This window comes from Streptococcus sp. Marseille-Q5855, assembly GCF_946901985.1.
GTDB lineage: Bacteria > Bacillota > Bacilli > Lactobacillales > Streptococcaceae > Streptococcus.
This window is the reverse complement of record NZ_CAMPPR010000009.1, coordinates 101557-128323: the sequence shown is the minus strand read 5'-3', so window position 1 is coordinate 128323 and position 26767 is coordinate 101557. Positions and strand designations below refer to the sequence as shown.

Sequence of the window (26767 nt, the reverse complement as noted above, 5' to 3'; positions counted from 1 at the left end):
GCTAAGCTACGCTGCGTAGCTTAAGATTAAGCTGCGTCTTCTTTGCTTTCTGCAACCGCTTTGACTGCAAGAGCAACGTTGCGCACTGGCGCTTGAAGTACAGAAAGGAGCATAGAAAGAAGTCCTTCGCGATTTGGAAGAGTTGCAAGAGCAAGAATCTCTTCTTTAGATGCGACAGCGCCTTCGATTGCACCACCTTTGATTTCAAGTGCTTCAGCGTTTTTAGAAAAGTCGTTCAAGATTTTCGCTGGTGCGATAACATCTTCGTTAGAAAATGCTACTGCAGATGGTCCAACAAATACTGATGCAAGTTCTTCAAGACCAGCTTTTTCAGCTGCACGACGCAAGATTGAGTTTTTAATGACTTTGTACTCAACTTCGCTTCCACGAAGCTCACGACGAAGAACTGTATCTTGCTCAACTGTCAAACCACGAGCGTCTACAACGACGATAGATGCAGCAGCTTTCATTTTTTCAGCTACTACGTCAACTAGTTCCGCTTTTTTAGCAATAATTGCTTCACTCATTAGTGTGTTCACCTCCGTAATTATTTTGCTTGGGGAATTTTTCCAAAAGAAAAACGCGCCCAAACCTAGACACGAAAGTACAATACGCTTCTTTTTACATGATACGTTTTGTCCTCGGTAGGATCCTTATGAGTCGAGCTCCCCTACTGTCTTAGGCAGTTTTTTCAAACCGTATATAAGTATAGCATAGTCAAAAAAAGAATGCAAGATTTTTGCAAACTTTTTTTAAATTTTTTTCGTTATTTTTCTTTTAAAGTTCTACTGTCAGGACTTGACCTTGCTTAACAACCTGTTCTCCAGCAATATAGACATCATCTACATCACTGGATTTAACAGCATAGACGAGATGAGAAAGCATGTTTTCCTGAGGTTGGAGATGAATTTTCCCTTGTGGTTGAATGACGAGAAAATCTGCCTGTTTACCTACTTCTAGGCTTCCTATCTGATTTTCCATCCCTAGAACCTTAGCCCCTTCGATTGTCAGTGCCTTAAGGGCTATTTCGATTGGGAATTGGCTAGCATCTCCACTCTTCATTTTCTGTAGGAGAGCGGCGGTCCGTCCTTCCTCAAACATGTCTAAATTATTATTAGAAGCGACCGAGTCAGTCGCAATTCCTACTGCTATTCCTGCTTTTTGCAGTTGGATGATGGGAGCAATACCTGATGCCAATTTGAGGTTACTGATAGGATTGTGGGCAATAGACACTTGAGAAGTTGCCAAGCGTTCAATTTCTCGCTCCTTTAATTCGACCCCGTGAGCAAAGACAGACGGATGATCTAAGTAACCCAGTTCTTCTAGAAAAGCAAGGGGGCGTTTGCCGTAGCGTTTCAGGAGAATGCCTGACTCCTCCTTGGTCTCTGCTACATGGATATGGATGGAAATACCCAGTTCTTTTGCCATGTCTAAACTCGCTTGTAGCAAATCTTTACTACAGCTGTAGGGAGAATGTGGGGACACCATCACCTTGAAATTTGGATTTTTATATCCAATAATTTCTTCAATGATTGCTCGAGTTCTAGCAATGGTCTCAGCAGTTGTCTCCGCCTCAGAAGAAAAAAGAGTAGGAGAAAAATAACAACGCATCTTGGAAGATTTCACTGCCTGGTAAATCTGCTCAATATCTACACCATTGGGATTATACATATCGTTAAAGGTTGTTGTTCCCGACTGGAGCATCTCTGTCAGAGCTTCTTTGACCGCCTTGGTAGTCATGTCGGGAGTAAACTCAGCTTCTGCAGGCCAAATATAGTCATTGAGCCATTCATGGAGATTGCTATCATCTCGAATTCCTCTCAATCCTGTCATAGCAGAATGGGTGTGGCAATTGACCAACCCAGGCATAATCCAGGCTCCCTGATAGTCTATAATCTGCTCAGCTTGATCTAAAATCTCTGGCTTCTCTTGACCGACATAGACGATTTGAGAATCCTTAACTGCTAAGATTCCATCCAAATAAACATGGAAATTTTGGTCACAAGTCACGATATTTACATGCTGGTAGACTTTCATACTAGGCTCCTTTTCTAAAAAATAATTTACAGTGAATAATTTTTCTAGCTATTGTAACAAAAAAGTCACCCGAAGGCAACTTTTTTCGTTCATAAACTTTCAAAAGAGAATGGATTATTCAGAGCTAAAAGCGGCAGCTTGCTGCATTTGGTAATACTTGCCCTTCTTAGCCATAAGGTCCTGATGGTTCCCATACTCAACAATATCACCATCCACTAAGACTAGAATCATATCCGCATCCTGAATGGTTGACAAGCGGTGGGCAATGATAAAGCTTGTGCGCCCCTTCATGAGTTTAGCAAAGGCATCCTGTACCAGCACTTCTGTCCGCGTATCGATGGATGAAGTTGCTTCGTCTAAGATAAGAATCTTTGGAATAGCCAAAAAGACTCGCGCTATGGTCAAGAGCTGAGCCTGACCGACAGAGAGAGATTCTCCAGCATTTTCCAACTTGGTATCGTAACCCTGTGGCAACTGTTGGATGAAAAAATCTGCATTGGCTGCTTTGGCAGCAGCAATCACTTGCTCCCGACTAGCATCAGGATTGCCAAAGGCAATATTGTCATGAATAGTTCCTTGTTTGAGCCAGGTTTCTTGGAGCACCATGCCAAACTGCTGTCTCAATGATGCTCGGGTATAGTCGTAAATGGAACGACCGTCCAGCAAGATATCTCCCGAGTTAATGGGGTAAAATCGCATAAGGAGATTGATAAGGGTTGATTTGCCAGCACCTGTCGGACCAACAATGGCAACCTTGCTACCAGCTGGAATAGCGATAGATAAGCCCTTAATCAAAATCTTTTCAGGATTGTAGCCAAAAGAGACATGTTTAAAGGAAATAGCTCCCTTAACTTGGTCACTGGTCAAGACCGCCTTGCCTGTTTCAGCCACCTCAGGACTTTCTAAGACAGCATAGACGCGCTCTGCACAAGCCAGAGCGCTTTGCAACTCGGCTAAAACAGAAGAAATATCATTAAAAGGCTTGGTGTATTGCTGAACATAATTCAAAAAAGTCACTAAGCGTCCAATGGTCAAGGTGGAACCCATCATGATACGATAAGCTCCTACTCCAGCTAGAAGGGCATAAATGAGCGCATTTACAAAGCGAGTCGAAGGATTGACCGTTGAAGAATAAAAGATGGCTGACTGAGAATAACCTGCATAGTTGTCATTAGCCTCACGCAGCCGTTGGATAAATTCTGCCTGAGCATTAAAGGACTGGATAATGGTCTGCTGGCTAAGAGATTCTTCAATCAACTGAGTTTGAATCCCCCTTGTCTCTGTTTGCTTTTGGAAGAGATGATAGGATCTCTTGGCAATAAAGCGTGAAATCACCATAGACAGTGGCGTCAACAGCAAGACCAAAAGAGTCATGAGGAGATGAATTTGAAGCATGGCTAAAATACTAACCAAAATCATCAAGACACCAATGAAAAATTGGTTAAAAATCATGGTCAAGCCAGCTGCCAACTGTTCGATATCGGTAGTTACACGACTAACCATCTCCCCACTACCTTGCCGATCCACAAAAGCAATCGGTAAACGATGGAGCTTATAGATGATTCGCTCTCGCAAGTCTTTGGTATAAGAGAAGATTAGACGATTATAAAGAAGAGGATTGGCCCATTGTACCAGTGTATTTCCTATGACCACCAAGATCATCTGGAGAAAAATCTGCCAAAAAACTGGTGAAGAACCAGCCACCAGAACCTGGTCAATGACCTGCCCAATCAAGATAGGTAGGTAAATTGATAAGCCAACTTGGGCAATAGTTCCTAGAAAGGCTAGGAAAAGGAGGAAGGGATGGCTTGCTAAATCTACGGCTAAACGTTTGAGCGTCTGGTTTGCAGTTTGTCGTCTCATGCTAGTCCTCCTTTCCATGTTGAGATGCATTGATTTCACGATAAACTTGACTGGATTTCATCAAGTCCTCGTGCTTGCCGATAGCTAGGAGCTCTCCTTTTTCTACGAGGAGAATCTGGTCAGCCATCTGTAAAGTCGAGGTTCGTTGAGAAATCAAGATTAAACTTGTATTTGGCAGGTTTTCTCGGATAGCTTTCAAGAGCTTGGACTCAGTAATGGTGTCAAGGGCCGAGGTCGCATCATCTAGGATGAGAAACGGACCCTGCCGCAAGACTGCTCGTGCGATAGACAGCCTTTGTTTTTGACCGCCCGAGAAATTTCGCCCTCCTGCCTCAACTAGAGCATCCAAGAGTCCTTCCTTATCACTGACAAAATCCTTGGCTTGTGCAATTTCCAAGGCCTGCCAAAGCTCTTGGTCAGTTACTTCTTGATGTAAACCTAGAGTCAGGTTGGAACGAATGGTTCCTTTAAAGAGCTCGACCTTTTGAGGTACATAGGCAATCCAAGACCGCCACTGCTCCAAATTAAGAGGACTACGTCCATTTTGATAAAGGTCAATGTTCCCCTTGTCTGCTGGATAAAGTCCAAGGATGAGTTGCACCAAACTTGATTTACCAGAACCCGTTCCCCCAATGATACCCAGGATTTGCCCTTGCTTCATATCAAAGGAAATATCTCTCAGAGAAGGCTGGGCCGCATCAGGATAGGTAAAGGTCAGTTCTTGAACTTGTAAAACCTGATCACTGGTAGCTTGCTTTTGTTCTAATTCTGAATGGATATCTTCTGGAACCTCGGCAAAGACTTCCTCAATTCGCTTAGCTGAGATATAGGACTGGTTGAGAGAATTTATCAGCATGGCTAGCTTGACCAATTCCACCAAAATCTGTAGGAGATAATTAATAAGGGCAATGAGAGCACCTTGACTGAGCAATCCTCCCTGAATAGAAATATATCCCTGCCAGATAATAACGAGGAGAGTTCCATTGACAATCAAATAGGTCAGAGGTGTTAATAAACTAGACCAGAAACCTGTTTTCTCTTGTAATATAGCATAGACTTGGTTAAGGGTTTGAAAAATCTGTAACTCTCGTTTTTCTTGCCCAAAAGCACGAATAACCCGCATCCCTTGTAATTGCTGACGTGTTTCCTGAACCAGTTGGTCCGTTTTCTTTCTGAGACTACTGTAGAGAGGATTGACCAACCTAGAAAGACCTACAATGACGACGGTCAAAATGATAACCATGACCAAGAACCAGAAAGTCAGCTCAGCCGAGATGCGATAAGCCATAAAAATGGCTCCAAAAACGATAATAGGTGCTCGCAAAAAGAGGCGCAGGAATTGATTGATACCAGTCTGAATCTGATAGGTGTCCGAAGTCAAGCGAGTCACCAAACTAGAAGTGGTCAGACGGTCTCTGCTATCCTTGGGCAAGGAAAGAATATGACGATAAAGGTCGTTTGTCAGTTCTTTGGCAAAACCAACCGCAGCCTTGGCTGAGTAAAACTGGGCTATTAAGGCCACTACAACGCCAATCCCTGCAAAGATAAGGAGCAGGCCAATCTGCATCCAGAGATGTCCTTGATCTCTCTGGGGCAAGGATTGGTCAACAATCCCTGCAATCACCATGGGAACAAGAAGCTCAAACACAGCTTCTAATAGCTTGAACAAGGGGGATAAAATGGATTCCTTGATGTAGGGTTTAAAGTAAGATAGTAAGTGTTTCATAAATCCCTTCTATTCTTATTCTGAAAATGAAGAAAGTGGGAAGCACCCACCCTCTCTGTTTTATTTGTTTAAGTAAGGCAATAGATATCCATATCCTGCTTTTTCCATCTCATCCTTGGCCACAAAGCGTAAAGAAGCAGAATTGATACAGTAACGGAGGCCGCCTAACTCCCGAGGTCCATCTGTGAAAACATGACCTAGGTGAGCATTGCCTGACCGAGAACGAACCTCGATTCGCTCCATTCCATGACTGAGATCCTTGTAATAATGAATCAATTCCTTGGAAATCGGACGGCTAAAACTTGGCCAACCACAACCTGAGGCAAACTTATCCTTGGCAAAAAAGAGTGGCTCACCTGTCGTGATGTCTACATAAATTCCCTCTTCAAAGGTTTGGTCATAGGCATTGGTAAATGGAGCCTCTGTGGCAGCTTCTTGGGTAACACGATAGGACTCTTCGGTTAAGCTTTTCTTTAACACTTCTTGACTAGGCTTTTCATAGTTAGAGGCATCAATCAATGGCTTCTCAGCATCGGTCACATCGATATGACAGTAACCTGAAGGATTTTTCTTAAGATAGTCTTGATGGTAGTTTTCAGCCAGAATGTAATGACGTAGTTTCTCCACTTCCACTGCAATCTTTCGACCCAGCATGCGCTCCTGCTCCTGCACCACTGTGTAGATAGCTGGCAAGTCTGCTTCGTCCTGGTAATAAATTCCGGTCCGATACTGACGTCCACGGTCATTCCCTTGTTGATTGATGGATAAAGGGTCGATGACACGGAAATAATAAAGTAAAATCTCTCTAAGTGACACTGTCTTCTCATCATAAATCACTTGAACTGTTTCTGCATGGTCTGTTTCCTTGAGTAGCTGGTAATTTGTCGTTTCGACTTGCCCATTAGCGTAGCCGACACTGGTTGCTAGCACTCCAGAAATACGTGAAAAATACTCCTCTAAGCCCCAAAAACAACCGCCTGCTAGATAAATTTCTGTCATCTTTATTTCTCCTTTATCAAGTTTTTAACTAATACTCTTCGAAAATCTCTTCAAACCACGTCAGCGTCGCTTCATCTACAACTTCAAAACACTGTTTTGAGCTGACTTCGTCAGTCTTATCTACAACCTCAAAGCAGTGCTTTGAGCAACCTGCGGCTAGCTTCCTAGTTTGCTCTTTGATTTTCATTGAGTATAAACTTCTTTTCAAAAAAAGGATAGGAAGCCCTCTTATCGAGAGTTTCCCCATCCTATCTTCTATTCTTTATTTTGCTTCGACACGGACACCTTGGGTATCAACCTTCAAGTCATGAAGTTTTCCTTTGAAGGGTTGCCTTTCCAATTCTGCCTTAATCTTTGGCATTTTATCATGAGAAGCCAAGACCATAACTGTCGGCCCAGCACCAGAGAGGTAGGTTGCATAGGCACCATTTTCTTTGGCCACTTGCTTAATCGTCGCAAATTCTCTCACCAAGTCCTGACGATAGCGCTCGTGGAAGAGGTCTCCCTCGATTGCTTGCCCAGCGGTCACCATGTCTCCTGCCAACAAGGCTGCAACCGCCACATTGGCGATAGAACTAGCTGCAACAGCTTCCTTGTAAGACAATTTCTTAGGTAAGACGCCACGGCTGTCTCGAGTACGCAATTCATAGTTTGGAATGTAGGCTAGGAAATCACATTCTGGGAAGTCTGCTACGATAGCAGAAACTTGTCCATCAACAGAGCTTGCAATAACGAGATTACCATAAATGGCCGGAGCTACATTGTCAGGGTGTCCTTCAATCTTAGTCGCCAACTGTAATTTTTCATGGTCAGATAAGTTGAGATTTCCCAGTTGGTTGGCTAGTTCAATCCCAGCAACAATAACAGAACTGGAAGAACCCAAACCACGCGCCAAGGGAACATCACTGGTCATTTTCAAGCGTCTTGGTTGCAAGTCTGGTACAATTTGCAAAGCAATTTTGAGCAAGAGATTACGCTCGTCATGAGGAATCCATTTGCCAATCTGGTGTTCAATCAGCCACTCATCTCGTTCTTCGCAGACCTCAATTTGAAGATACTTGGTTACAGCTACACCGACCGAGTCAAAACCCGGCCCGATATTGGCACTGGTTGCAGGTACAATAATCTTCATCTTATTCTCCTAGCACCTTGAAGCTATTCAAGAGGTCGAATTCTGAAACCTTCTTCAATTCAACTGAAACATTTTCAAGCTGGGCTTTATTAATCTTGTGTGTGATGATAACAACACGCGCCTTGTCACCATCTTTTCCATCTTGGAGAATTTGCTTGAAGGAAATATCTTGGGCATTAAAGATTTCAGCCAATTTCAAGACCTGACCTTTTGAGTCTGGAGCCAAGATTGAGAAGTAGTAATTAGCTTTGACATCTTCAGGATTTGCCAAGACCAAGTCACGGCTATATTCGTTGAAGTCTTTGCCAATGGTACCATCATTCAAACGACGAACGATACGGACAATATCTGCTACAACACTTGTTGCAGTTGGTTTTTGACCAGCACCTGGTCCGTAATACATAGACTCACCAATACCGATAGATTCTACAAAGACAGCGTTCATTACCCCATTCACACTGGCAAGTGGATGCGCTTTAGGTAGGAAGGTTGGAGTCACTTCTGCAGCAATACCTGAAGGAGTTTCCTCGATAGAACCAACCAATTTCACTACATAGCCAAGGTCTTGGGCTACAGCCACATCTTCTGGTGTGATATTGCGGATTCCTTTGTGGGCTACATCGTCAAAGGCAACCTTCATACCAAAGGCAAATTGGCTCAAAATAACCATCTTGTAGGCTGCATCAATCCCATCTACATCATTTGTCGGATCGCTTTCTGCAAAACCAAGTCTTTGCGCTTCCGCAAGAGCATCATCATAAGACCAGCCTTCTTCCACCATCTTGGTCATCATGAAGTTGGAAGTTCCGTTGACTACTCCAAGCACACGCGTGATTTTATCAGAAGCCAAGGAATTTGCTAGAGTGCGAAGAATTGGAATCCCACCAGCTACTGCTGCTTCATAGTAAAGTGCTACATTATTCTCTTTAGCGATTTCTAACAATTCTGCACCATGGACAGCCAAAAGGTCCTTGTTAGCAGTAACAACGTGCTTTCCAGCTTCCAAGGCACGAGTGATAAAGGTCTTAGCTGGTTCGATACGCCCCATCAATTCCACTACAATCGTAATGTCTTGGTCTGACAAAATGTCATCCACATTGGTTACAAAATTAAAATCATTCTCTGCTGCAAGCAAGCGATTCTTTTCATCTTCATCCTTGACCAACACCTTAGCAACTTCAATCTCTGAATGTGCTGATTGATTAATTTTTTCTCCATTTTCCTTTAGGAGGAAAGGCACACCACTTGCAACGGTACCAAATCCTAGTAAAGCAATTTTAACTGTCATGTTTGTCTCCTCGAAATTTTCTGATATAGCCATTATAACAGAATTTTGTGAAAATTCCTATTATAGTAAATCACTATTTCAGTATAAAAAGAAAAAACGAATCAGACGATTCGCTCTTCTCGAAATCTAGAAATAGCTTTCCAGAAATGATTATCCAATCTTTTGCAGATTAAGTACTGCATCGTGATTCATCAAGACTTGACCATACTCTTGCAAGACCGAGCGACTGATGTCACTATCGTCCGCAAACTCACGCATACGAGCCAACAGCCAAGCTGGATATGGACTTGGATGATTTTCAATATCCACTAAAATAGTCAAATAATAGCGCTCATTCATCTTGTAGAGTTCAGAAGTTTCCATCTCAAAAGTCACTGTCTTGGCAAAAGCCACCAACTCAGCCAACTTAGCAAAAGAAAGGATGTAATAGATGTAAGGCTCTTTCTTACTTTCAACTTCTTGTTCAGCCTGTTCCTGCTCTTCTTCCTTGGCTTCAACTTGCTCTAGAGATTGAATCGCTTCGATATCATCTTTAGTCTTTTCTGCGATGCTTTTTTCCAAGGTTTTGATAAATTCATCTGGAGACATTTGAGCCAATTCTTCCATATCTGGTAAATCCGATAAGTCTTCAAAATCTAGATTTTGGTCAATCTTTGATTTGGTTACAAAGACATCTACCTTATCAGGTTTTGGAGTCACACGGAAGCTCAACATGCCTGTATCCAGAAAGCTATCAGGCATCTCTAACTCATCCAAGATAGCATAAAAGAACTCTTCTGTTTTTTCTTGAGGAACAAGAAAGTCAGCAATCTCCATTCCACGATCCATCAAATCCTCTAAAGACATCGTGATTTTCAAAGTTGTATCACTAATTTGTTTCATTTTCATTGCTAGTAACCTCATACTTTCAGTTCTATCTATTATACTAGATTTTTACGATTTTATCAAAAGAAGGCTCCTCTATACGGATAGATTTTCCCTAGGGTATTTCTATAGGAGACTCCAAAAGAAAATTTCTGCAGACAGATAGAAAAAGCCTTCAAAATCGGCTCTTAGCCGACTTTGAAGACCTAATACATCAGAAAGCTTATAGTTTAAAGGTTGCTACACCGAGGATAGAACGATTTAAGTTTCTGAGAATTTGAAGACTTTGCTCAAATTTCTTATAACGAGTTACTCCATATTCTTCAACAAGAAGGACGGTATCTCTTTCCAAAATAGATGATACATCCTGTAAATCTACAAAATGCATTCCTTTTAAAGCCTCTTGACTCTGTTTCAATTTATCTAGGATAGCTTTATTTGAGCTAACGATAGTCAATTCCTGTCCAGCATTTTTGTATGACAAGACATCTGCTAGGTTGGCAATTGTTGTGATCTCTGTTACAAAATCAATTTGATATCGAGAAAAATCACCTGCTCTATTGATTGTTGGGTTAAAGAGATAAACCAATACATTTCCCATCACAACCAAAATCACACAGACTACTCCAATAACAGCTAAACGGAGAATCAAATTCTTCACATTCAATCCAAGTGCTGTCTCACCATTTGCATTCAATTCTTTAGAGTTGATGGTTTCCAATTTTTCAATTTTTACATTTGCATAAGTGTGTTTAAATTTCTCAATCAATCCATCAATTTTTCGCTCTAACAAGTCATTGACATCTTTACTTGGTGTCAAAATTTTCACACCAACCCCTGCATCGTCAATCATATAGTAGACGGTCAATTTTTTCCACCAATAGTCATTCGTTGAATTTTTCAAGGTTGTTTCTGTCGTGTCTAATTCACTGGCAATTTTTTTCAACTCACTGGGTTCTACATCATTGAAAAGATAAGCTCCATTCAAATTCCCATCAATCAATTTCCCATAAAAATCACTATAACCACCAATTTGATGATTCAAAATCGTTTTAGCTGAATCCTCTGGAGGAGTGATTTTATAACTAAGATAAGTTGAATAACTTGTTGTATCTTTGACAGTGTTTTTATTCCTAACTGCTTTAATTGTAAATGGTACAGCAATGAGAGCAAATAAAGCGATAAGAGCTAAAATATTTACTTTTCGTTTTTTATAAAGATTTGCAAACAAATCAGCTACTGAATAATGTTCAAACATGATTTTTTTCTCCTTTGTTGAGTAGATACTGGTTCTCTTTTGTAAGCATTTTTGCTACAAATATCATCACAAGAACAATTCCCCAGAATTGCATTGTAAATAGATTGAAGAAACTTTCTGAAAAGCTACTTCTTGGCATAAAGAATAAATTATTCAAGATGAGTAGGGACAAGGCAAATAGGATTGTCCTTGAACGATAGGCTACTTGCAACATGGCTATAAATAGCATACCGAGTAAGAGACTAAGTAGAAAGACTCCTATCATACCATAGTCTGTATACAACTCCATGATATAACTACTTCCGATACCATGTCCTTTCAAGTATTCCTTGTTCAAAACAAGATAGGATAAATTGTGGGCATAACTATTACTATCAATAGCTAGCTCCACACTATTGGTTGTATGCTCAAAAGCTTTTCCTCCGAAAATGGCCCCCAAACTCCCCCTTGCAAAATAATCAAGAACAGGACCAAAAGTAAAATTACGGAAATCTCGGTAAGGGAGGCTACTGTTAAATAGAAAACCTCGAGCCAAGACACCAAAACTAGTCCCTTGTTTATAGATAAAGTCAAGCAAGATATCCCAGAAACCTGTATGGGAAACCTGGACATTATCCCGTACATAATTGAGCACTCCCATCGCTAACATGAGAATAGGAGAACCTACAAAAATCGCTAACTTTTCTTTAAACCCAATCCATTTTCCTTTTTCAGTTTGCTCCCGCATAAAGTAATAAACAAAAGCAAATAAAATACTTAAAATAAAGGGATTTCGTGTCCCGATTGCCAAATGAATGGTATTGGCTGCAATAAAGGAGACAAGCACTGCTGTGGCCTGCAATTTCTTTGGCTTGGTTGCCAGATACATACACATTGCGTAGACCGTAAAGGTAGACAAAATGTAGGTAAAATAAGGCAGTTTACTTTCAAAATTTGCATAGTAGGCATAGTAGGACGTCTGCAAGCGATACAGGAGCCGTTCAAATAACCGAATGAAATAGAAAGGATAGGTGAGAAGAAAAACTCCTAGCGAAACAAAGCGTAACCGCTTGATATAAACCTCTTTTAGAGAATTTCCTATATTTGCTACTTTTATTTTCTTCCTAGCTATGAAGTAACGAGCCAGGACGCCTCCTGTGGTCAAGCCCAGAATCGAAACCATGACGACTATAAAGGCAAAACGATAGGCTATGGGATGATAGGTATCCAGAGCGCCATCCCTAAAATAATCAATGGTCGGTCTTGATACCAGAAAGACAAAAATAGTTAAATAGAAAATAAAATGGATTAAGTAATACTTGATATCATTCCAGCAGGCAATTAAGCTACTAACCAGTAAGAACAATAAAGTAGAAAGCAAGCTAACATTGTTATTATTAAACAGATACACAATTCCACTTATTAGCGTCAAGGCATAACTGACTATGGTCAAACTAAATAATAATCGTTTTCCATCAATCACTTGCTCACCCCCGTTCTAATGTAATTTTTTAGATTTTTCAATATTTTTCAGTAATAAGAATCGGTATAAGGAAATATTTATGAATAGAGCCAAAGCACTAATTCTTCTCCCCTTACGGAAAATTGGATTCCGAGCAATAGCAAAGGCATGGCCTTTTAAAAAACGATGAATCTGAGAATAGGCTTCAAACTGTTTATACTGATCATCTAGCAACATCTTATCCAGAATAAAAAAGTAGGCATAGGCCAATCTGAAAAAAGCAACCTCTTTCAAGTCAGGATAGTTTTTCACAACTTCATTGTAAAACTTTTGGTAGATATCAATATAGGCTAAATCCTTCTCTGCATAGGGTTTGGTCGTAATACTATCTCCTCTATGGAAATAGTAATAATAGGGTTTGGTATTAACCACATACTTCTTGGCCAACTTGATCAAATCAAAATGGTAATAGGCATCTTCGTAAATCAATCCCTTTGGAAAGGATAGGGCAGTTGCAATCTCTCTCTTGATTAGCTTATTGCAGATCGTTCCAGGTATTTTTTCACCTATGAGGTATTCCCTCAGAAATCTTTGAGAATCACAGACAAAATAATCATCCTGATTGGCTGACTGTGGACTTTCATCATTAGCATAGACATTCATGACACCACAGCTCGAAACATCCGCATCTTCTTGCATTATTTGCTCATATAAGCTCTGAATCATTTCTGGATGGATATAATCATCTGAGTCAATAAAAATCAGATAATCTCCGTGAGCCTGCTTCATTCCATCGTTTCGTGCTTGCGACAAACCTTCATTCTTTTTATGAAGCACTGACACCCTATCATCTTGTTCAGCGATTGAATCACACAAGCGACCACTTTCATCCGTTGCTCCATCATCAACAAGAATGATTTCCAGATTCTGATAGGTCTGCTTCTGAATGGAAGCTATCGATTTTTCTAGGTACTGCGCCACATTATAGACTGGCACAATGACACTAATTAATGCAGTTTCCATGCTACTCCTCTAATAGTTTTTCTACTTGTTCGATTTGTTTGGCAATTGTAAATTGTTGAATGAATTGGCTAGCCTCATCGACATCGAAGTTTGAGGCAGATGTCATGTAGTTTGTAATTGCCTGAGCTGCCTCTTGATTGCTCTCAATGATTTGTCCAAATCGACCTTCTTGGGATAATTCCTCAGCCCCTCCAACATCTGTAGAGACAAAAGGAAGTCCCAGACTCAAGGCTTCCACATACACTCCGGGAAAACCTTCTTGCTTAGACATAGACAAGAGAACTTTCGTCTGAGATAAATACTGATAAGGATTTTTTTGATAGCCAAGGAAATGTACGTAGTCCTCAAGCTCATACTCTTTGACCCGTTTTTTCAGTTCCTCTTCCATATCACCAGCACCTATAAAGTAAAGGTGATAATTTTTCCCCTCTTGGTGTAATAACCGTATCACTTCCACCACACGGTCAGAACCCTTATTTTCTTCAATCCGTCCGATAGTACAGATACTTTGAGGCGCAATCTCGATATCAATCTTCTCTTGAGATTTTTCTAGGATAGTCTTAAAATCATAACCATTGTAGACCGTCTGTAATTTTGAAGCATAATCTGGGTAGACTTCCTTGATAGAATGGCTGGTCTTTTTTGAGATCCCTACAATGGTATCCGCAGCATCCAACTGTCGTCTATGTGATTTTCTTTTGGAGCTATCCTTAAGAAATTCTTCAATACTTCCATGAATCCAAGAGATTTTCTTGACTTCTTTTCTTTTAGAGAACAAAAGTGGAGGATTCATAATGGTAAAGGAAACTTCAACATCATAGTCATCTTTCACCAGTAAGCGACGTGTCAATCTTGGAAAATAAATTCTCATTCTCCACAAAAGAGCTCGAATCCATCTGGCTTGGCGATAATCCTGAAGGGATTTTAACATTCGTACATGCTTGGGAACAGATTCGTATCCCTTGTCAAAGTGCTCCATTTCAAGAATATCAATATCATACTTTTCTGGATCTAGATTTGAAACAATGGTAGACAGAATCTTCTCTGCACCGCCTCCGAGAGAAAAAGACCACATAAAAAATAAGATTTTTTTCTTAGCCACCATATTCTCCCTTGTATTCTGTATAAGGCTTATTCATATCAGCGATGACAGCATCATGATGCGGTACTTGCTTATTTGCTGGTGGTGGCGTCATATAATCTCCAAAAGCAGTGCTGAGATAGGCATCGTAGCCAACTGGAATAGGCATCTCTGTCCCTTCAAATGGTAAGAAAAGATTGTCTTCAAAAGATGCGATTGGGTACTTGTTTCTCATGTAGCCAGGACCTGAGCATAATTCTGTGATGCCATCGCTCTCAGCCAAATCATACTTAGTCATTTCTTTCTCAGCTTTTTTCCAAATGCGATAACGGAGAGATTTTGGAGTCACACCCAGTAAAATACGGCTTCCCCATTTCATAAGTGCGCCATGCTTTTCTGGAATAGTTTGAGCACAAAAAAGAGAATAAATCAGTGCCCAACGAACCTGTTTCTTCCGCTCAGCTGGATTTTTCGGATAATAATCCAAAGGCAAAACATCCAAGGCCAGACCATGCGGCAATTCTAAATCCTGCTGATAAGGTTTGATACAGGTGGTTTCCTTGTCACGAATGGTAATAAAAAGATTACGATCGACAAAATCCTTGTGACTCTTTGACAAGAAATAACGCTCATCTGCATAACGAGGCCATAATTCTGCTAATTTCTCATAATCTTTACGAGGCATAAAAAAGTCTAGGTCGTCGTCCCAAGGAATAAATCCCTTGTTTCGAAGGGCACCAATAGCACCCCCTCCACAGAGATAACAAAGTAAATCATGTTCTTTACAAAAGGCCACAAAATATTCAGCCATCTCCAGACTACGAGCCTGAATTGCTTTTAAATCAGTCATATTGTTCATTATTCTTTCTATCGTATCATTTCATTATACCACAAATAGGGGGTGAAAATCTATTGAAGACTGTAAAAAATCAAAGCCTGACTGCTAGATAAATAGCCTTCAAGCTTTGATTCTCCTGTCTTATCTTATCTCAAACCCATCTGAGACAATTTATTCTGATATTTGTTTTGATCGACAAGCAAGCCCAAGCCTCCATAAACATCATAGGCATCTACCCAGTCACCAAGTTCTGGAATCGTCAATTTTTCAATACCATTTTTTGCTCCATCCAAAACAGATAAACCGTTTGTTAGGAGGAAAGTATAGGGTGCATTGGTTGAGGTCATAGCAAAAACCTTTCCAAGAGCTTCAGAACCAGTGAAAAGTTTAGTAGGATCTTTAATTTGCTCTAAAATTGCTGTTAAAACTTGTTGCTGTCTTTTTGTACGGCCGTAATCCGCCTCATCGTCATCACGGAAACGAGCATAATTGAGCAGGGTCGAGCCATTCATCTGCTGTTTTCCGACTTTGATGGTTTGGGTTGGGGACTCAGTCTCAGTAGCGTGTAAATCATCTCCGACTGTAGCTTCTGTTAGTGGACGCCCATTCAATGTTGAAAATTGGGCATCAATCGTCACCCCATCAGGGAAAAGGGTGTCAATCGCTGTTGCAAAGGCCTGAAAATCAACCAAGGCATAGTACTTAATGTCCAAGTCAAAATTATCTTTCAAGACTTGGCGAACCATTTCTGCCCCTTTTTGCCCCTCTTGTTCTCCTAACTCGTAGGCTACGTTTAACTTGTTATCCGTCTGTTTTCTACCGTTAATGACTTGGCTGTAACCGTCTATATAGACCAAATTGTCACGCATGAAGCTGACCAGCTTCATTTTCTTATCTGAGCCACCAACATTTAATACCATAATAGAGTCAGTCCGCGTCTCAGCACTATTTTGACCGATTCGCCCATCTGTACCCATAATCAAAATATTAACACCATCTCTGGTATCCTGACCATTAAAGACTTCTACTTGAGCTGCCCGGGCATCAGCAGTTTTCTTTGCACTAGCATCTTGGTAACCACGCAAAAACATGAATACCATGGCCAAAGCCACACAGACCAAAAGTGAAAAAATCACCATAAAAATGCGTTTAAGACGGAGCTTCCGTCTTTTCTTTTTGGGAGGAGCAGAGAGTGCTTGTGATTTGGATTGTAAGCGACTCCGGTTCGCATAGCTTGGTAAGTCAACCTGCTCTTCTCTTTCTTGCTCCAGACTGGAACTACTATTTACCCTAGCAAGAGTTATCTTTTCTTGCAAATAGGCAAACTCATTTTTTTCTCTCTCATTGAGATAGTGAATATTTTTTAGCAAATAATCATAACGTAATTTTTCATGATGACTGAGAGGATTTTCTTTACTCATCTTCTCTCCTTTCCATGGTCTGATATTGGATAAATAGGATAGGCACCCAGAACTTTATACTGGATTCCGATGGCTTCTAGTTCTTTTTGGGCAAAGTGAACCAAGTCCTTATCAGTATAGTCCACATCGATAATGAAAAAGTATTCGCCTAGCGCTGTCTTGAGTGGACGACTTTCAATTTTTGTCAGGTCAATTCCTCGCCAAGCGAAGGTAGAAAGGGTCTTGTAAAGAGCACCTGGAAGGTTGTCAGGTAAGGTCAAGGCCAAACTCATTTTTTCAATTTGTGCTTGCAAGGGAATAGTAGGAATTTCGGCTCCTAGCACCCAAAAACGTGTGAAATTGGCTTCCATTTCCTGAATATCCTCAGCAATCAGTTCCAAGCCATATTCTTCAGCAGAACTTCTAGGTGCAATGGCTGCATAAGGCTGGTCTGGATGTTCGGAAATAAAACGGGCCGCATAGGCTGTACTAGCTGTTACCTCGATTTGAGCCTCTGGATACTGTTCATCGATGAATTTCTTTCCTTGAGCCAAGGCCTGTGGATGAGAAAAAATCTTTTCAATCTTAGTGTGACCCGGAACCACCATCAACTGCTGATGAATGGGCTGAACAATTTCTGCTACTGCTTGAATGCGAGCCTGATGAAAAAGATAGTCCAAGGTTTCATGCACACTACCCTCGATAGAATTTTCAACTGGCACCACAGAATAGTCCACCAATCCTTGTCCATAGGCCTTGATGACATCTGTAATATTGGCAAAGGCCTGCAATTCCTCATGAGGAAAAGCTGTCTGCACAACGTGGTGTGAAAATGATCCCTTGGGACCTAGATAAGCAATTTTCATCTTAGTTCCTCTATAATTTCCTCTGGGCTTAGCTTGGTCACATCCAAAACCCTACTAGCCACTTCCTCATACCAAGCCTGTCTTTCTTGAAAAATAGCTGCTAGTTCTTCCTTACTATTATTTAAAAAAAGCGGGCGCTGATTGTCCTTATCAGCTGATATGCGTTGGTAGAGAGTTTCAAAATCTGCTTTCAGGTAGATGTTATCTGTATTAGTCTTGAGCAAGTCACGATTTCTCTGAGAAATAACCACTCCTCCTCCAGTTGACACGACTTGGTCTCTTTGTAGTAAATCCGCTAGGACTTCTGACTCTATCTGACGAAAGGCCACTTCTCCCTTTTCAGCAAAAAAATTCGCAATGGACATACCTAGGCGCTTCTCAATCAGGGCATCCATATCAAGGTAATTAGGATCCAAGCCTCTTGCAATAGTCGATTTTCCAGCCCCCATAAATCCTAGTAATACCTTAGCCATGAATCAAGCTCTCCAAATCATCAAAGAAGCTAGGATAACTGGTATTGATGGCTTCTGCCCGATCAAGCTCCACCTCTCCATCTGCAACCAAAAGGGCCGCGATGGCTGTCATCATGCCGATACGGTGGTCACCAAAAGTATTGACTCTAGCACCGTGAAGGGCTGATTTTCCTTTAATAATCATCCCATCTGCCGTAGGAGTAATATCTGCTCCCATACTATTTAAGGCGTCTGCCACAACCTGAATGCGGTCTGTTTCCTTGACCTTAAGTTCCTCAGCATCCTTAATAACTGTTACACCTTGAGCTTGGGTCGCAAGTAGAGCAATAATGGGCAATTCATCAATCAAACGTGGAATCAAGGCACCGCCAATCTCTGTTCCTTTCAAGTCAGAAGACTCAACAGTCAAGGTAGCAGATTTAGCGACTGGATCGATTTCAGTCATTTCCAATTTTCCACCCATGGCGCGAATGACATCAATAATACCAGTACGCGTTTCATTGATACCCACATTCTGCAGCACGACACGAGAGTTTGGAACAATTAAACCTGCGACCAACCAAAAGGCTGCACTGGAAATATCTCCTGGAACAACCACCTTTTGTCCTGTCAATTTTTGCGGTCCTTGGACTGTGATTTTCTTGCCATCCACACTTAAATGACCACCAAATTGCTGTAGCATATCTTCAGTATGATTACGAGTGCACTCTTTTTCAATAATCACTGACTCTCCCTTAGCTTGTAAAGCTGCAAACATCAAGGCTGACTTGACCTGGGCAGAGGCAATTGGCAACTCATAGTAAATAGGTCTTAGGTTTTTAGTCCCTTTTAAGTGAAGGGGAGGCAGGTCTCGTTCAGTTTGCCCTGAAATGCTGACGCCCATTTTTTTCAGAGGAATCGTCACACGGTCCATAGGACGTTTGGAAAGACTATCGTCTCCGAACATTTCTACTTCGAAGTCTGCACCAGCAAGGACACCTGAAATCAGGCGAATCGAGGTTCCAGAATTTCCCATATCAAGGGCATTTTGCGGAGCTTTTAGGCCGTCCATACCGACACCTTGAATGGTAATAACCCCATCTTTATCCTCAATTTCAACACCAAGGTCACGAAAAACCTGCATGGTCGAAAGAACGTCTTCACCTCGAAGAATATCATAAACCTTGGTCTCACCCTCAGCCAAACTTCCAAAGATAATGGAACGGTGACTGATAGATTTGTCACCTGGAACTCGGATACAGCCGTGTAAGTGGCTAATGTTTGTTTTTAGTTTCATACTGGACCTCATACTTGCAATACTTTTACCTATTTTATCATAAAAAGCCAGAAATTCCTTAAAAATTCCTGACTTTATGATAGTTATTTTCTTATTTTAGCAATTCTGAAACTGGTTCAAAAACAATTTTTTCAATGTCAGAAAGGTAAATGGCCAATTGTTGTTGCTTGGTAAAGAATTCTGACAAGAAGCTATTCCCCTGAATCTGCTTGCCAAAGTTTTCCATCTTCGCTTGGAAGGATGCATCTGGCATTTGACCTGTCTGCGCTAGTCTTTGAATTTCGTCTTGGAAAGCAACATATTCTGTAAAAATTTTGCTTGCCTCAGCATCTGCTGAAATCGCATCTTTAGCTGCTTTGACAGCCTTGTATTCTGGTAATTCGCGTAGACCGCGACTGAGTTCGTTTGCACTATCGTAAATATTTGACATAATTTTCTCCTTATTTATTTCTTTTAAAATTACTAGTCACTCTGTGGTCATTATTATTGTGCAATCACTTTTATATGACCTCTTGAATGTCCATTGCTTAATTCCTTATCTGGTATATACTCTATCTTCAAAGTTCCTAAATTAGAGCCTGTTTTTATTTCATTTGACGTAAGATTATCAAAATAGTTATTTATCTCATCATCAGATAAGGATGATTCAATCGATTTAACAATATCATGAAATACTTCTTTCATTCCTGCAACACCAGATTCACTATTTTCATTTGTCTGATTTATTGTTACATTGATTTTGTCAGTATCATTTGCATGTAAAAGCTCCAAGTAGTATCCGTAGCTTGATGCGAAATATTTTATTTTTATATTTCCTTTTTTGATATTTTCTAATGGGCTATTAGAATTTTGATTATAGCTATTGATAAACTCATTAATAATTCTATCGTCTACATACTTTGAATTAGTTTTCTCTGAACTTGTTTCTTTCTTGGATGGTTCATTTTTTGTCTCGACACTTGCTTCTGAATTAGTTTTCACATCTTTTTTAACAGCACAAGCACTAAGTAGGATAAAAGAAATAAAGATAATACCAAATATGAATCTAGGCTCTATTTTAGGCATATTTTTCTCCTTATTTGATAACGACTGTGTAGTCGGTATTTTCTGTTATGAGGTACTCGGCTCGTTCCAAGTCTTGAGCGTTTTTAAATGAAATTTGTAGGATCCCGTGAATATCTTCACGGTTTTCCTCATTGATGTGAATATTAACCAAGGAAGTTCCACGTAGCAGTTCCAAGATTCGTAAAATGACATCTTCTTCATCGGGAACATCCACATAGAGGTCATAAGAGCTATCCACACCGCCACGTTTATGGATTTCCATGACCTGACGTTGCTCACGCGCTTGGTTGAAAAAGTTCCAGATTTGGTTTTCATCACCCTTACTGATAGCTTGTCCAATCTCGTCCAAACGCTCCTTGAAATCCTCAATTCTATCTAAAATTGTTTCGCGATTGGACAAGAGAATGGAGGTCCACATTCCTGGCTCGCTTTCTGCAATTCGAGTCATATCTCGAAAACCACCTGCCGCAAAGTGCCTTGCCATCTCATGCTCTTGAGCATAGACCGCAGTCTGCTCCATGAGACTGGAAGCCAGAATATGAGGAAAATGGCTAATCTGAGAAGTCACACGATCATGCTCCTGGGCATCAATCTCGATAAAACGAGCATGAAGACCTGAAAGCAGATCCTTCATTTCCTCAAGCGTATCCTGACCTGTCAGACTTGAAGGTGTAAAGATATAATAGGCATTTTCAAAAAGATTGACATCCGCAGAAGCAGCCCCTGTCTTGTGACTACCAGCCATGGGATGAGCCCCGACAAAGCGAACAGATTTGCCAGCCAAATACTGCTCCGCTGCATCCACAATGGCTGACTTGGTTGAACCAGCATCTGAAATAATGACGCCTTCTTTCAAGTCCAAGTTGACCAACTCCTTAATGAAAGCAATAGTTTGCTTGATTGGCAAGCTGAGAATGATGATATCTGCCAAAGGAGCAAAACTGGCAAAATCATCCGTTGCACGGTCAATCATGCCTTCTTTCAAGGCGATATCTCTCGAAGCTTGACTGCGATTATAACCCAAAATCTCATAATCAGGATGATCGCGTTTGATACCGAGTGCCATCGAGGCACCAATCAAACCAAGACCTGCGATATAGATTGTTTTTGCCATAGGAACTCCTTAATAGTTCTTTGTATAGTCTCGGTGTTTGATTACCGCTTCTTTTAGTTCCTCAAGATTATCTGATGAGAATTTTTCAAGGATTTCTTGTGCCAGAACCGTTGCCACAACGGCTTCCATAACCACTCCTGCTGCTGGAAGAGCGGTCGGATCACTTCTTTCGACTGTTGCCTTGTAGGGTTCATGGGTTTCGATATCCACACTCATAAGTGGTTTGTAGAGAGTAGGAATGGGTTTCATGACGCCACGAACAACGATCGGTTGCCCATTAGTCATACCACCTTCAAAGCCTCCCAGATTGTTGGTACGGCGGGTATAACCGTCTTCTTTAGACCAGAGAATTTCATCCATGACTTGGCTGCCTTTACGATAACCAGCTTCAAAGCCAAGACCAAATTCCACCCCTTTAAAAGCATTGATAGAGACAACTGCCTGGGTCAATCGCGCATCCAATTTTCTGTCCCATTGGACATAGGAACCAAGACCAACTGGAACACCTCCAACGACTGTCTCTACAACCCCACCTATGGTATCACCGTCACGCTTGATTTGGTCAATGTAGTCCTTGATTTCCTGTTCCCGTTCTTGGTTGACAATAGAAACTTCGGACTGGGCAGCTCGTTCCTTAATCTCAGCGACTGTTAGATTTTCAGGAACATCGATTTCCTTGCCACCAAAGACCACGACATGGTTGGCAATCTCCATATCCAGCTCAGCCAAGAGGCGTTTGGCTACTGCACCAACTGCCACCCGCATGGTGGTTTCACGAGCTGACGAACGCTCCAAAGAATTTCGCAAATCATCAAAACGGTACTTAATCCCCCCAACCAAATCGGCATGACCTGGGCGAGGATGAGTAATTTTCCGCTTGCTTTTAAGGCGGTCTTCAATGTCCTCCGCAGACATGATGTCCAGCCATTTCTGGTGGTCCTTATTGATGACATCCATAGTAATAGGCGCCCCTGTCGTCTTCCCGTGGCGAACGCCCGAAGTAAAGACAACTTGGTCACTCTCAATCTTCATACGACCACCGCGGCCGTATCCACCCTGACGACGTTTAAGGTCCCCATTGATGTCCTCTGCTGTCAAAGGAAGTCCAGCTGGAATTCCTTCAATGATAGCCGTCAGACGGGGGCCGTGTGATTCTCCTGCAGTTAAATATCTCATACGTTCTCCTTATTTTACCAAGTAGTCTTTCATCTCTTCCAGAGAAACTGGGTGAATGGTTGCAGAACCAAGCTCTGGTACCAAGACCAATTTCAAGGTGTTGCCACGCGCTTTCTTATCATGAGTCAAAGCCTGATAAAGCTTGTCAACATCCCAGCTCTCATAGTCAACAGGCAAGCCAAATTTCTGACACATATCTGTAATGGACTGAGTTATGCCAGCTGGCATAAGGCCTTTTTCCTCAGCTACCTTGGAAATCTGAACCATGCCCATGGCCACAGCTTCTCCATGCATGACTTTTCCATAACCGGCAGTTGCTTCAATGGCATGACCAATAGTGTGGCCAAAATTGAGGTAAAGACGAACACCATTGTCCAACTCATCCTCAACCACCATCTTGCGCTTGACCTGACAAGAATGTTCAATCAAGGTTTCTGCATGCTCCAAAATGCTCTCAACAGAACCATCCAGCTCCGTCAAGAGAGTCCATAGTTCTGGGTCCTCAATCAAGCCATATTTGATAACTTCACCCATTCCTTCAATCAACTCTCTTTTTCCAAGCGTTTCAAGGACAAGCGGATCAATCAAAACCCCGTCTGGCTGGGCAAAGGTCCCCACCATATTTTTAGCAAATGGAGTGTTAACGCCTGTCTTTCCGCCGATAGAAGAATCAACTTGAGCAGTCAAACTAGTCGGAATCTGAACAAAATGAATACCCCGCATATAGGTAGAGGCTACGAAACCAGCCAGGTCTCCAACGACACCACCTCCGAGAGCCACGACTCCATCGCTACGAGTCAACCCCTGCTTAACTAGAAATTCATAGACTTTCTGAACAGTGGTTAAGTTCTTTCTTTCTTCCCCTTCTAAAAAGTCAAAAACTGCTACCTGAAAACCAGCATCTTCTAGGCTGAGCTTGACCTTCTCTGCATAAAGAGAAGCTACATGGTTGTCTGTTACGATGACTACCTTTTGTGGTTGCCAGAGTTCTCGCAACCATTGACCAGCCTGAGCTAGACAACCTTTTTCAATCTGAATATCATAAGGATGATGAGGAATATCGATTCTGATTTTCATAGGAGAGTCTCCTTTTCTTTATTGGTATTTTTCTGTTAAGGACTGCCAAATCTCTTCCGTCGGCATTTCCTTGCCTGTCCACAGTTGAAAAGCTTCTGCAGCTTGATAGAGCAACATTCCCAGACCATTGACAACTGGATTCCCCTGACTTCTAGCCCATTTCAAAAATGGTGTTTCAAAGGGTTGGTAAATGATATCTGCTACTAAAAGAGTTTCTGGTAAGACTATGCTTTCTGGAACTGGAGAGGATTGACCATCCATCCCTACACTTGTCGCATTGACCAGTAAATCAGACCCAGCAATCCTTGCTTGCAGTTCAGGAACATCTTCTAAAGCATACAAGTCCACTTTAAAGCCTGTCTGCTCCTGTAACTTGGTCAGGTAAGGTCTTGTTTTTTCCATAGAAACTGAACGAACAAAGACTGAAATCTGACTGACTCCGTCCAAAATAGCTTGTGCCAAAATGGACTTGGCCGCACCACCTGCACCCAGCAGGGTCATCTTTTTACCTGAAATTGTAAAAGAAGGCAAGCTCTTAAAAAATCCCTTGCCATCTGTATTATATCCAATTAAATTGCCATTCTCATTGACAACCGTATTAACCGCACCAATCAAGCGCGCTTCATCGCTCAGCTCATCCAAATAAGAAATCACTTGCTCCTTATAGGGCATAGAAAGGTTAATTCCAAACATCTGGTAGCGGCGAATATTAGCCACTGTTTCTGCCAAGTCACTCGCTTCAATCTCCCAAGCCACATAAACACCATTGGTAGCTGTCGCCTCAAAGGCCCTATTGTGGATGAAAGGAGAAATAGAATGCTTAATAGGATTGGCAACAACGGCAGCTAAACGTGTATAGCCATCAAGCTTCATTCAAAATCTCCCTGATTTTTTTCATGTTAGCTAGGGAAATCTGACCAGGGGCACTGGCTTCATCCAGACTGGCAAAAGACCAACTCGAACCAGTCACACCCGCAGTGATACGAGAAACCTTGCCCACCTTGCCCATAGAAATGGTCACATACTCCTGTTCAGGATTGAGGGTTTTAAAGCCTCGTGTATAGTTCATCAAGTCTAAGACATCCTGCTCCGTGTGAGCCATCACCGCAACCTTAACAAGTTTTGGATTTAGGCTCGTCAACTCTGACAAGATTTCCATCATGTTCTCAGGTGTTTCTTGGAAATTGTGGTAACTCAAAATGAGATTTGGAAAATCCAACATTTCCTCAAAAACATCCTTGTAGCTATAGTACTCAAAATCAATATAGTCTGGTTGATAGAGTTGCGCCACTTCCTTGATTAGATGGATATATTCTTCTGGAGAAAGTTCGATTTCTCCCCCTTCAGAGCGAGTTCTCAGCGTGAAAACCAACTCACGACCTGCGAATTTTTCAAAAATGGCTGGAGCTACCTGCAAAATCGCTTCCTTAGGCAGATAGTCGGCACGCCATTCAATGATGTCGGCATCCAGGTACCTAGTGGCATCCAGAGCCTGGGCCTCCTCTAAACTTCTTGGCATTACTGAAACGATCAATTTCATTTACTAACCTTCATACTAATCACCTTGAGGTAATTACTACTTTCATCTTTTTTATTATAGGCAAAATCTGCTGGAAGACCGTATTTATTTAAAATCTGGTAACTTCTTCCTGCAAAGCCTTTATCAATTTGTTCTATAAATTTCTGACGGGAAACATTGGCAGCATTGGTACTGGCAATGATAATCCCTTCCGGATTTAAAATCTCAAGACTCTGGGAAATCAACTTGTGATAATCCTTGGCCACAGAGAAGGTCTGTTTTTTGTTCCGAGCAAAGCTAGGCGGATCTAGGACAATCACATCGTAGGTCAAGCCTTTTCGTTTGGCATATTTGAAATACTCAAAGACATCCATGACTATAAAACGATGGTCGTCTGTACTGATTCCATTTGCCTGAAAATGCGCTTCCGACAATTCTCGTGAACGTTTAGCTAGATCAACAGAAGTTGTCTGGCTAGCTCCTCCCATGGCCGCAGCTACTGAAAAGGCTGCTGTATAAGAAAACATATTGAGCAAAGATTTGCCCATAGCCAATCCATCAACCAGACTACCGCGAACCTCGTGCTGGTCAAGGAAAATCCCTGTCATCAGGCCATCATTCATAAAGACTTGATACAAGACACCATTTTCCAGAACAGTGAAAAAGTCAGGTGCTTCTTGACCATAAACATGGGCTGATTCATAGTCCAAACCCTTAAAGCGTATCTTCTCATAGGCCCCTAACACCTCAGGAAAAACCTGGCTAAAGGCTTCTGAGATAACCTTGCGAATCTGATAAACATAAGAGTTATACCAAGAAAAGACAGCATAGTCGCCATAAAAGTCCACTGTCAGACCGCCAAAGCCATCTCCCTCTTGATTAAAGAGACGAAAGGCAGTTGTCAAATCATCTTGATAGTAGGCGCTTCTCTTTTCTTTGGCTTTTCTAAACAACGTTTCAAAGAAAGCTTGATTGAAGGCCACCTTGTCCTTACTAACAAACCAGCCCAAGCCCTTGTTTTGTTGAGAAAGGTAGGCAGTCCCAAGAAAGGTTCCATCTTGACTATGGACTTCTACTTCCTGATCCTTGAGATTGACATTCTCAAGATCACTGGCTTCTAGTAAAACTAGTCCCTTAGCGAGCTTCTTTTCAACCCTTTTGCTAACTCTTATTCTATTCATAACTACCATTATATCAAACTTTTAGACAATTCTCAAAAAAGAAACTACCCTTGCTTTTTTACTCTTCTTT

The 26767-nt window shown here is 41.5% G+C and carries 26 protein-coding genes and 1 other annotated feature; all 26 genes read right to left on the bottom strand.

The features are described 5' to 3' along the window. Window positions 1-26: 26 nt before the first annotated feature. The gene (rplJ, locus tag OC529_RS11015; RefSeq protein ID WP_054380833.1) at window positions 27-527 is read right to left on the bottom strand and encodes a 50S ribosomal protein L10; all 501 of its coding nucleotides are present in this window, start codon (window positions 525-527) and stop codon (window positions 27-29) included. Window positions 528-565: 38 nt separating this feature from the next. Continuing rightward, window positions 566-701, bottom strand: a sequence feature (ribosomal protein L10 leader region). Window positions 702-777: 76 nt separating this feature from the next. Beyond that, the gene (locus OC529_RS11010; protein WP_262082183.1) at window positions 778-2037 is read right to left on the bottom strand and encodes a TRZ/ATZ family protein; all 1260 of its coding nucleotides are present in this window, start codon (window positions 2035-2037) and stop codon (window positions 778-780) included. A 114-nt stretch (window positions 2038-2151) separates the two neighbouring features. After that, window positions 2152-3900 carry an ABC transporter ATP-binding protein gene (locus OC529_RS11005; protein WP_262082182.1) on the bottom strand — a complete coding sequence of 583 codons (1749 nt, stop codon included), beginning with the start codon at window positions 3898-3900 and terminating at the stop codon, window positions 2152-2154. 1 nt (window position 3901) lies between these two features. Beyond that, entirely contained in the window at window positions 3902-5626 is a 1725-nt protein-coding gene (locus OC529_RS11000; RefSeq protein ID WP_173282667.1) for an ABC transporter ATP-binding protein, read from the bottom strand. A 60-nt stretch (window positions 5627-5686) separates the two neighbouring features. Beyond that, a complete protein-coding gene (gene msrB / locus OC529_RS10995) occupies window positions 5687-6625 on the bottom strand; it encodes a peptide-methionine (R)-S-oxide reductase MsrB (protein WP_173275794.1) in 939 nt (312 codons plus the stop codon). A gap of 28 nt (window positions 6626-6653) precedes the next feature. Beyond that, on the bottom strand, window positions 6654-6812 hold the full coding sequence (locus OC529_RS10990) for a chlorohydrolase (RefSeq protein WP_234990548.1): 159 nt from the start codon (window positions 6810-6812) through the stop codon (window positions 6654-6656). Between the two features lie 75 nt (window positions 6813-6887). Then, window positions 6888-7757 carry a homoserine kinase gene (gene thrB, locus OC529_RS10985; RefSeq protein WP_112444062.1) on the bottom strand — a complete coding sequence of 290 codons (870 nt, stop codon included), beginning with the start codon at window positions 7755-7757 and terminating at the stop codon, window positions 6888-6890. 1 nt (window position 7758) lies between these two features. Further along, window positions 7759-9045, bottom strand: coding sequence for a homoserine dehydrogenase (locus OC529_RS10980; protein WP_112444064.1), 1287 nt, complete (start codon window positions 9043-9045; stop codon window positions 7759-7761). A 150-nt stretch (window positions 9046-9195) separates the two neighbouring features. After that, window positions 9196-9933: an adaptor protein MecA gene (mecA, locus tag OC529_RS10975; RefSeq protein ID WP_112444067.1), complete on the bottom strand. Its 738-nt coding sequence runs from the start codon at window positions 9931-9933 to the stop codon at window positions 9196-9198. Between the two features lie 199 nt (window positions 9934-10132). Continuing rightward, on the bottom strand, window positions 10133-11167 hold the full coding sequence (locus OC529_RS10970) for a prephenate dehydratase (protein WP_262082181.1): 1035 nt from the start codon (window positions 11165-11167) through the stop codon (window positions 10133-10135). After that, on the bottom strand, window positions 11160-12629 hold the full coding sequence (locus tag OC529_RS10965) for an O-antigen polysaccharide polymerase Wzy family protein (protein ID WP_262082180.1): 1470 nt from the start codon (window positions 12627-12629) through the stop codon (window positions 11160-11162). Before OC529_RS10965 ends, OC529_RS10970 begins: the two co-directional genes overlap by 8 nt. Before the next feature lie 15 nt (window positions 12630-12644). Continuing rightward, the gene (locus tag OC529_RS10960; protein WP_262082179.1) at window positions 12645-13631 is read right to left on the bottom strand and encodes a glycosyltransferase family 2 protein; all 987 of its coding nucleotides are present in this window, start codon (window positions 13629-13631) and stop codon (window positions 12645-12647) included. Between the two features lies 1 nt (window position 13632). Next, window positions 13633-14736: a glycosyltransferase gene (locus OC529_RS10955; RefSeq protein WP_000225908.1), complete on the bottom strand. Its 1104-nt coding sequence runs from the start codon at window positions 14734-14736 to the stop codon at window positions 13633-13635. Beyond that, the gene (locus OC529_RS10950; protein ID WP_262082178.1) at window positions 14726-15571 is read right to left on the bottom strand and encodes a phosphorylcholine transferase LicD; all 846 of its coding nucleotides are present in this window, start codon (window positions 15569-15571) and stop codon (window positions 14726-14728) included. Before OC529_RS10950 ends, OC529_RS10955 begins: the two co-directional genes overlap by 11 nt. Before the next feature lie 125 nt (window positions 15572-15696). Beyond that, the gene (psr, locus tag OC529_RS10945) at window positions 15697-16971 is read right to left on the bottom strand and encodes a polyisoprenyl-teichoic acid--peptidoglycan teichoic acid transferase Psr (protein WP_262082177.1); all 1275 of its coding nucleotides are present in this window, start codon (window positions 16969-16971) and stop codon (window positions 15697-15699) included. Beyond that, window positions 16968-17816, bottom strand: coding sequence for a prephenate dehydratase (gene pheA, locus OC529_RS10940; protein WP_262082176.1), 849 nt, complete (start codon window positions 17814-17816; stop codon window positions 16968-16970). Before pheA ends, psr begins: the two co-directional genes overlap by 4 nt. Beyond that, on the bottom strand, window positions 17813-18289 hold the full coding sequence (locus OC529_RS10935) for a shikimate kinase (RefSeq protein WP_262082175.1): 477 nt from the start codon (window positions 18287-18289) through the stop codon (window positions 17813-17815). Before OC529_RS10935 ends, pheA begins: the two co-directional genes overlap by 4 nt. Continuing rightward, window positions 18282-19565: a 3-phosphoshikimate 1-carboxyvinyltransferase gene (gene aroA, locus OC529_RS10930; protein ID WP_262082174.1), complete on the bottom strand. Its 1284-nt coding sequence runs from the start codon at window positions 19563-19565 to the stop codon at window positions 18282-18284. Before aroA ends, OC529_RS10935 begins: the two co-directional genes overlap by 8 nt. A 91-nt stretch (window positions 19566-19656) precedes the next feature. Continuing rightward, window positions 19657-19995, bottom strand: a complete 339-nt coding sequence (locus OC529_RS10925; RefSeq protein WP_262082173.1) for a YlbF/YmcA family competence regulator — start codon at window positions 19993-19995, stop codon at window positions 19657-19659. 53 nt (window positions 19996-20048) lie between these two features. Then, window positions 20049-20630 carry a hypothetical protein gene (locus OC529_RS10920; RefSeq protein ID WP_262082172.1) on the bottom strand — a complete coding sequence of 194 codons (582 nt, stop codon included), beginning with the start codon at window positions 20628-20630 and terminating at the stop codon, window positions 20049-20051. Between the two features lie 10 nt (window positions 20631-20640). Next, window positions 20641-21744, bottom strand: a complete 1104-nt coding sequence (locus OC529_RS10915) for a prephenate dehydrogenase (protein WP_262082171.1) — start codon at window positions 21742-21744, stop codon at window positions 20641-20643. A gap of 9 nt (window positions 21745-21753) precedes the next feature. Beyond that, window positions 21754-22920: a chorismate synthase gene (gene aroC / locus OC529_RS10910; RefSeq protein ID WP_262082170.1), complete on the bottom strand. Its 1167-nt coding sequence runs from the start codon at window positions 22918-22920 to the stop codon at window positions 21754-21756. Between the two features lie 9 nt (window positions 22921-22929). Continuing rightward, complete coding sequence (gene aroB / locus OC529_RS10905) at window positions 22930-23997, bottom strand: 3-dehydroquinate synthase (RefSeq protein WP_262082169.1); 1068 nt, start codon at window positions 23995-23997, stop codon at window positions 22930-22932. A gap of 18 nt (window positions 23998-24015) precedes the next feature. Then, the gene (locus tag OC529_RS10900) at window positions 24016-24870 is read right to left on the bottom strand and encodes a shikimate dehydrogenase (protein ID WP_262082168.1); all 855 of its coding nucleotides are present in this window, start codon (window positions 24868-24870) and stop codon (window positions 24016-24018) included. Continuing rightward, entirely contained in the window at window positions 24860-25537 is a 678-nt protein-coding gene (aroD, locus tag OC529_RS10895; RefSeq protein ID WP_173214106.1) for a type I 3-dehydroquinate dehydratase, read from the bottom strand. The genes OC529_RS10900 and aroD overlap by 11 nt, the downstream gene beginning before the upstream one ends. Then, window positions 25534-26697, bottom strand: a complete 1164-nt coding sequence (locus OC529_RS10890; RefSeq protein WP_262082167.1) for a class I SAM-dependent rRNA methyltransferase — start codon at window positions 26695-26697, stop codon at window positions 25534-25536. The genes aroD and OC529_RS10890 overlap by 4 nt, the downstream gene beginning before the upstream one ends. Window positions 26698-26767 lie beyond the last annotated feature (70 nt).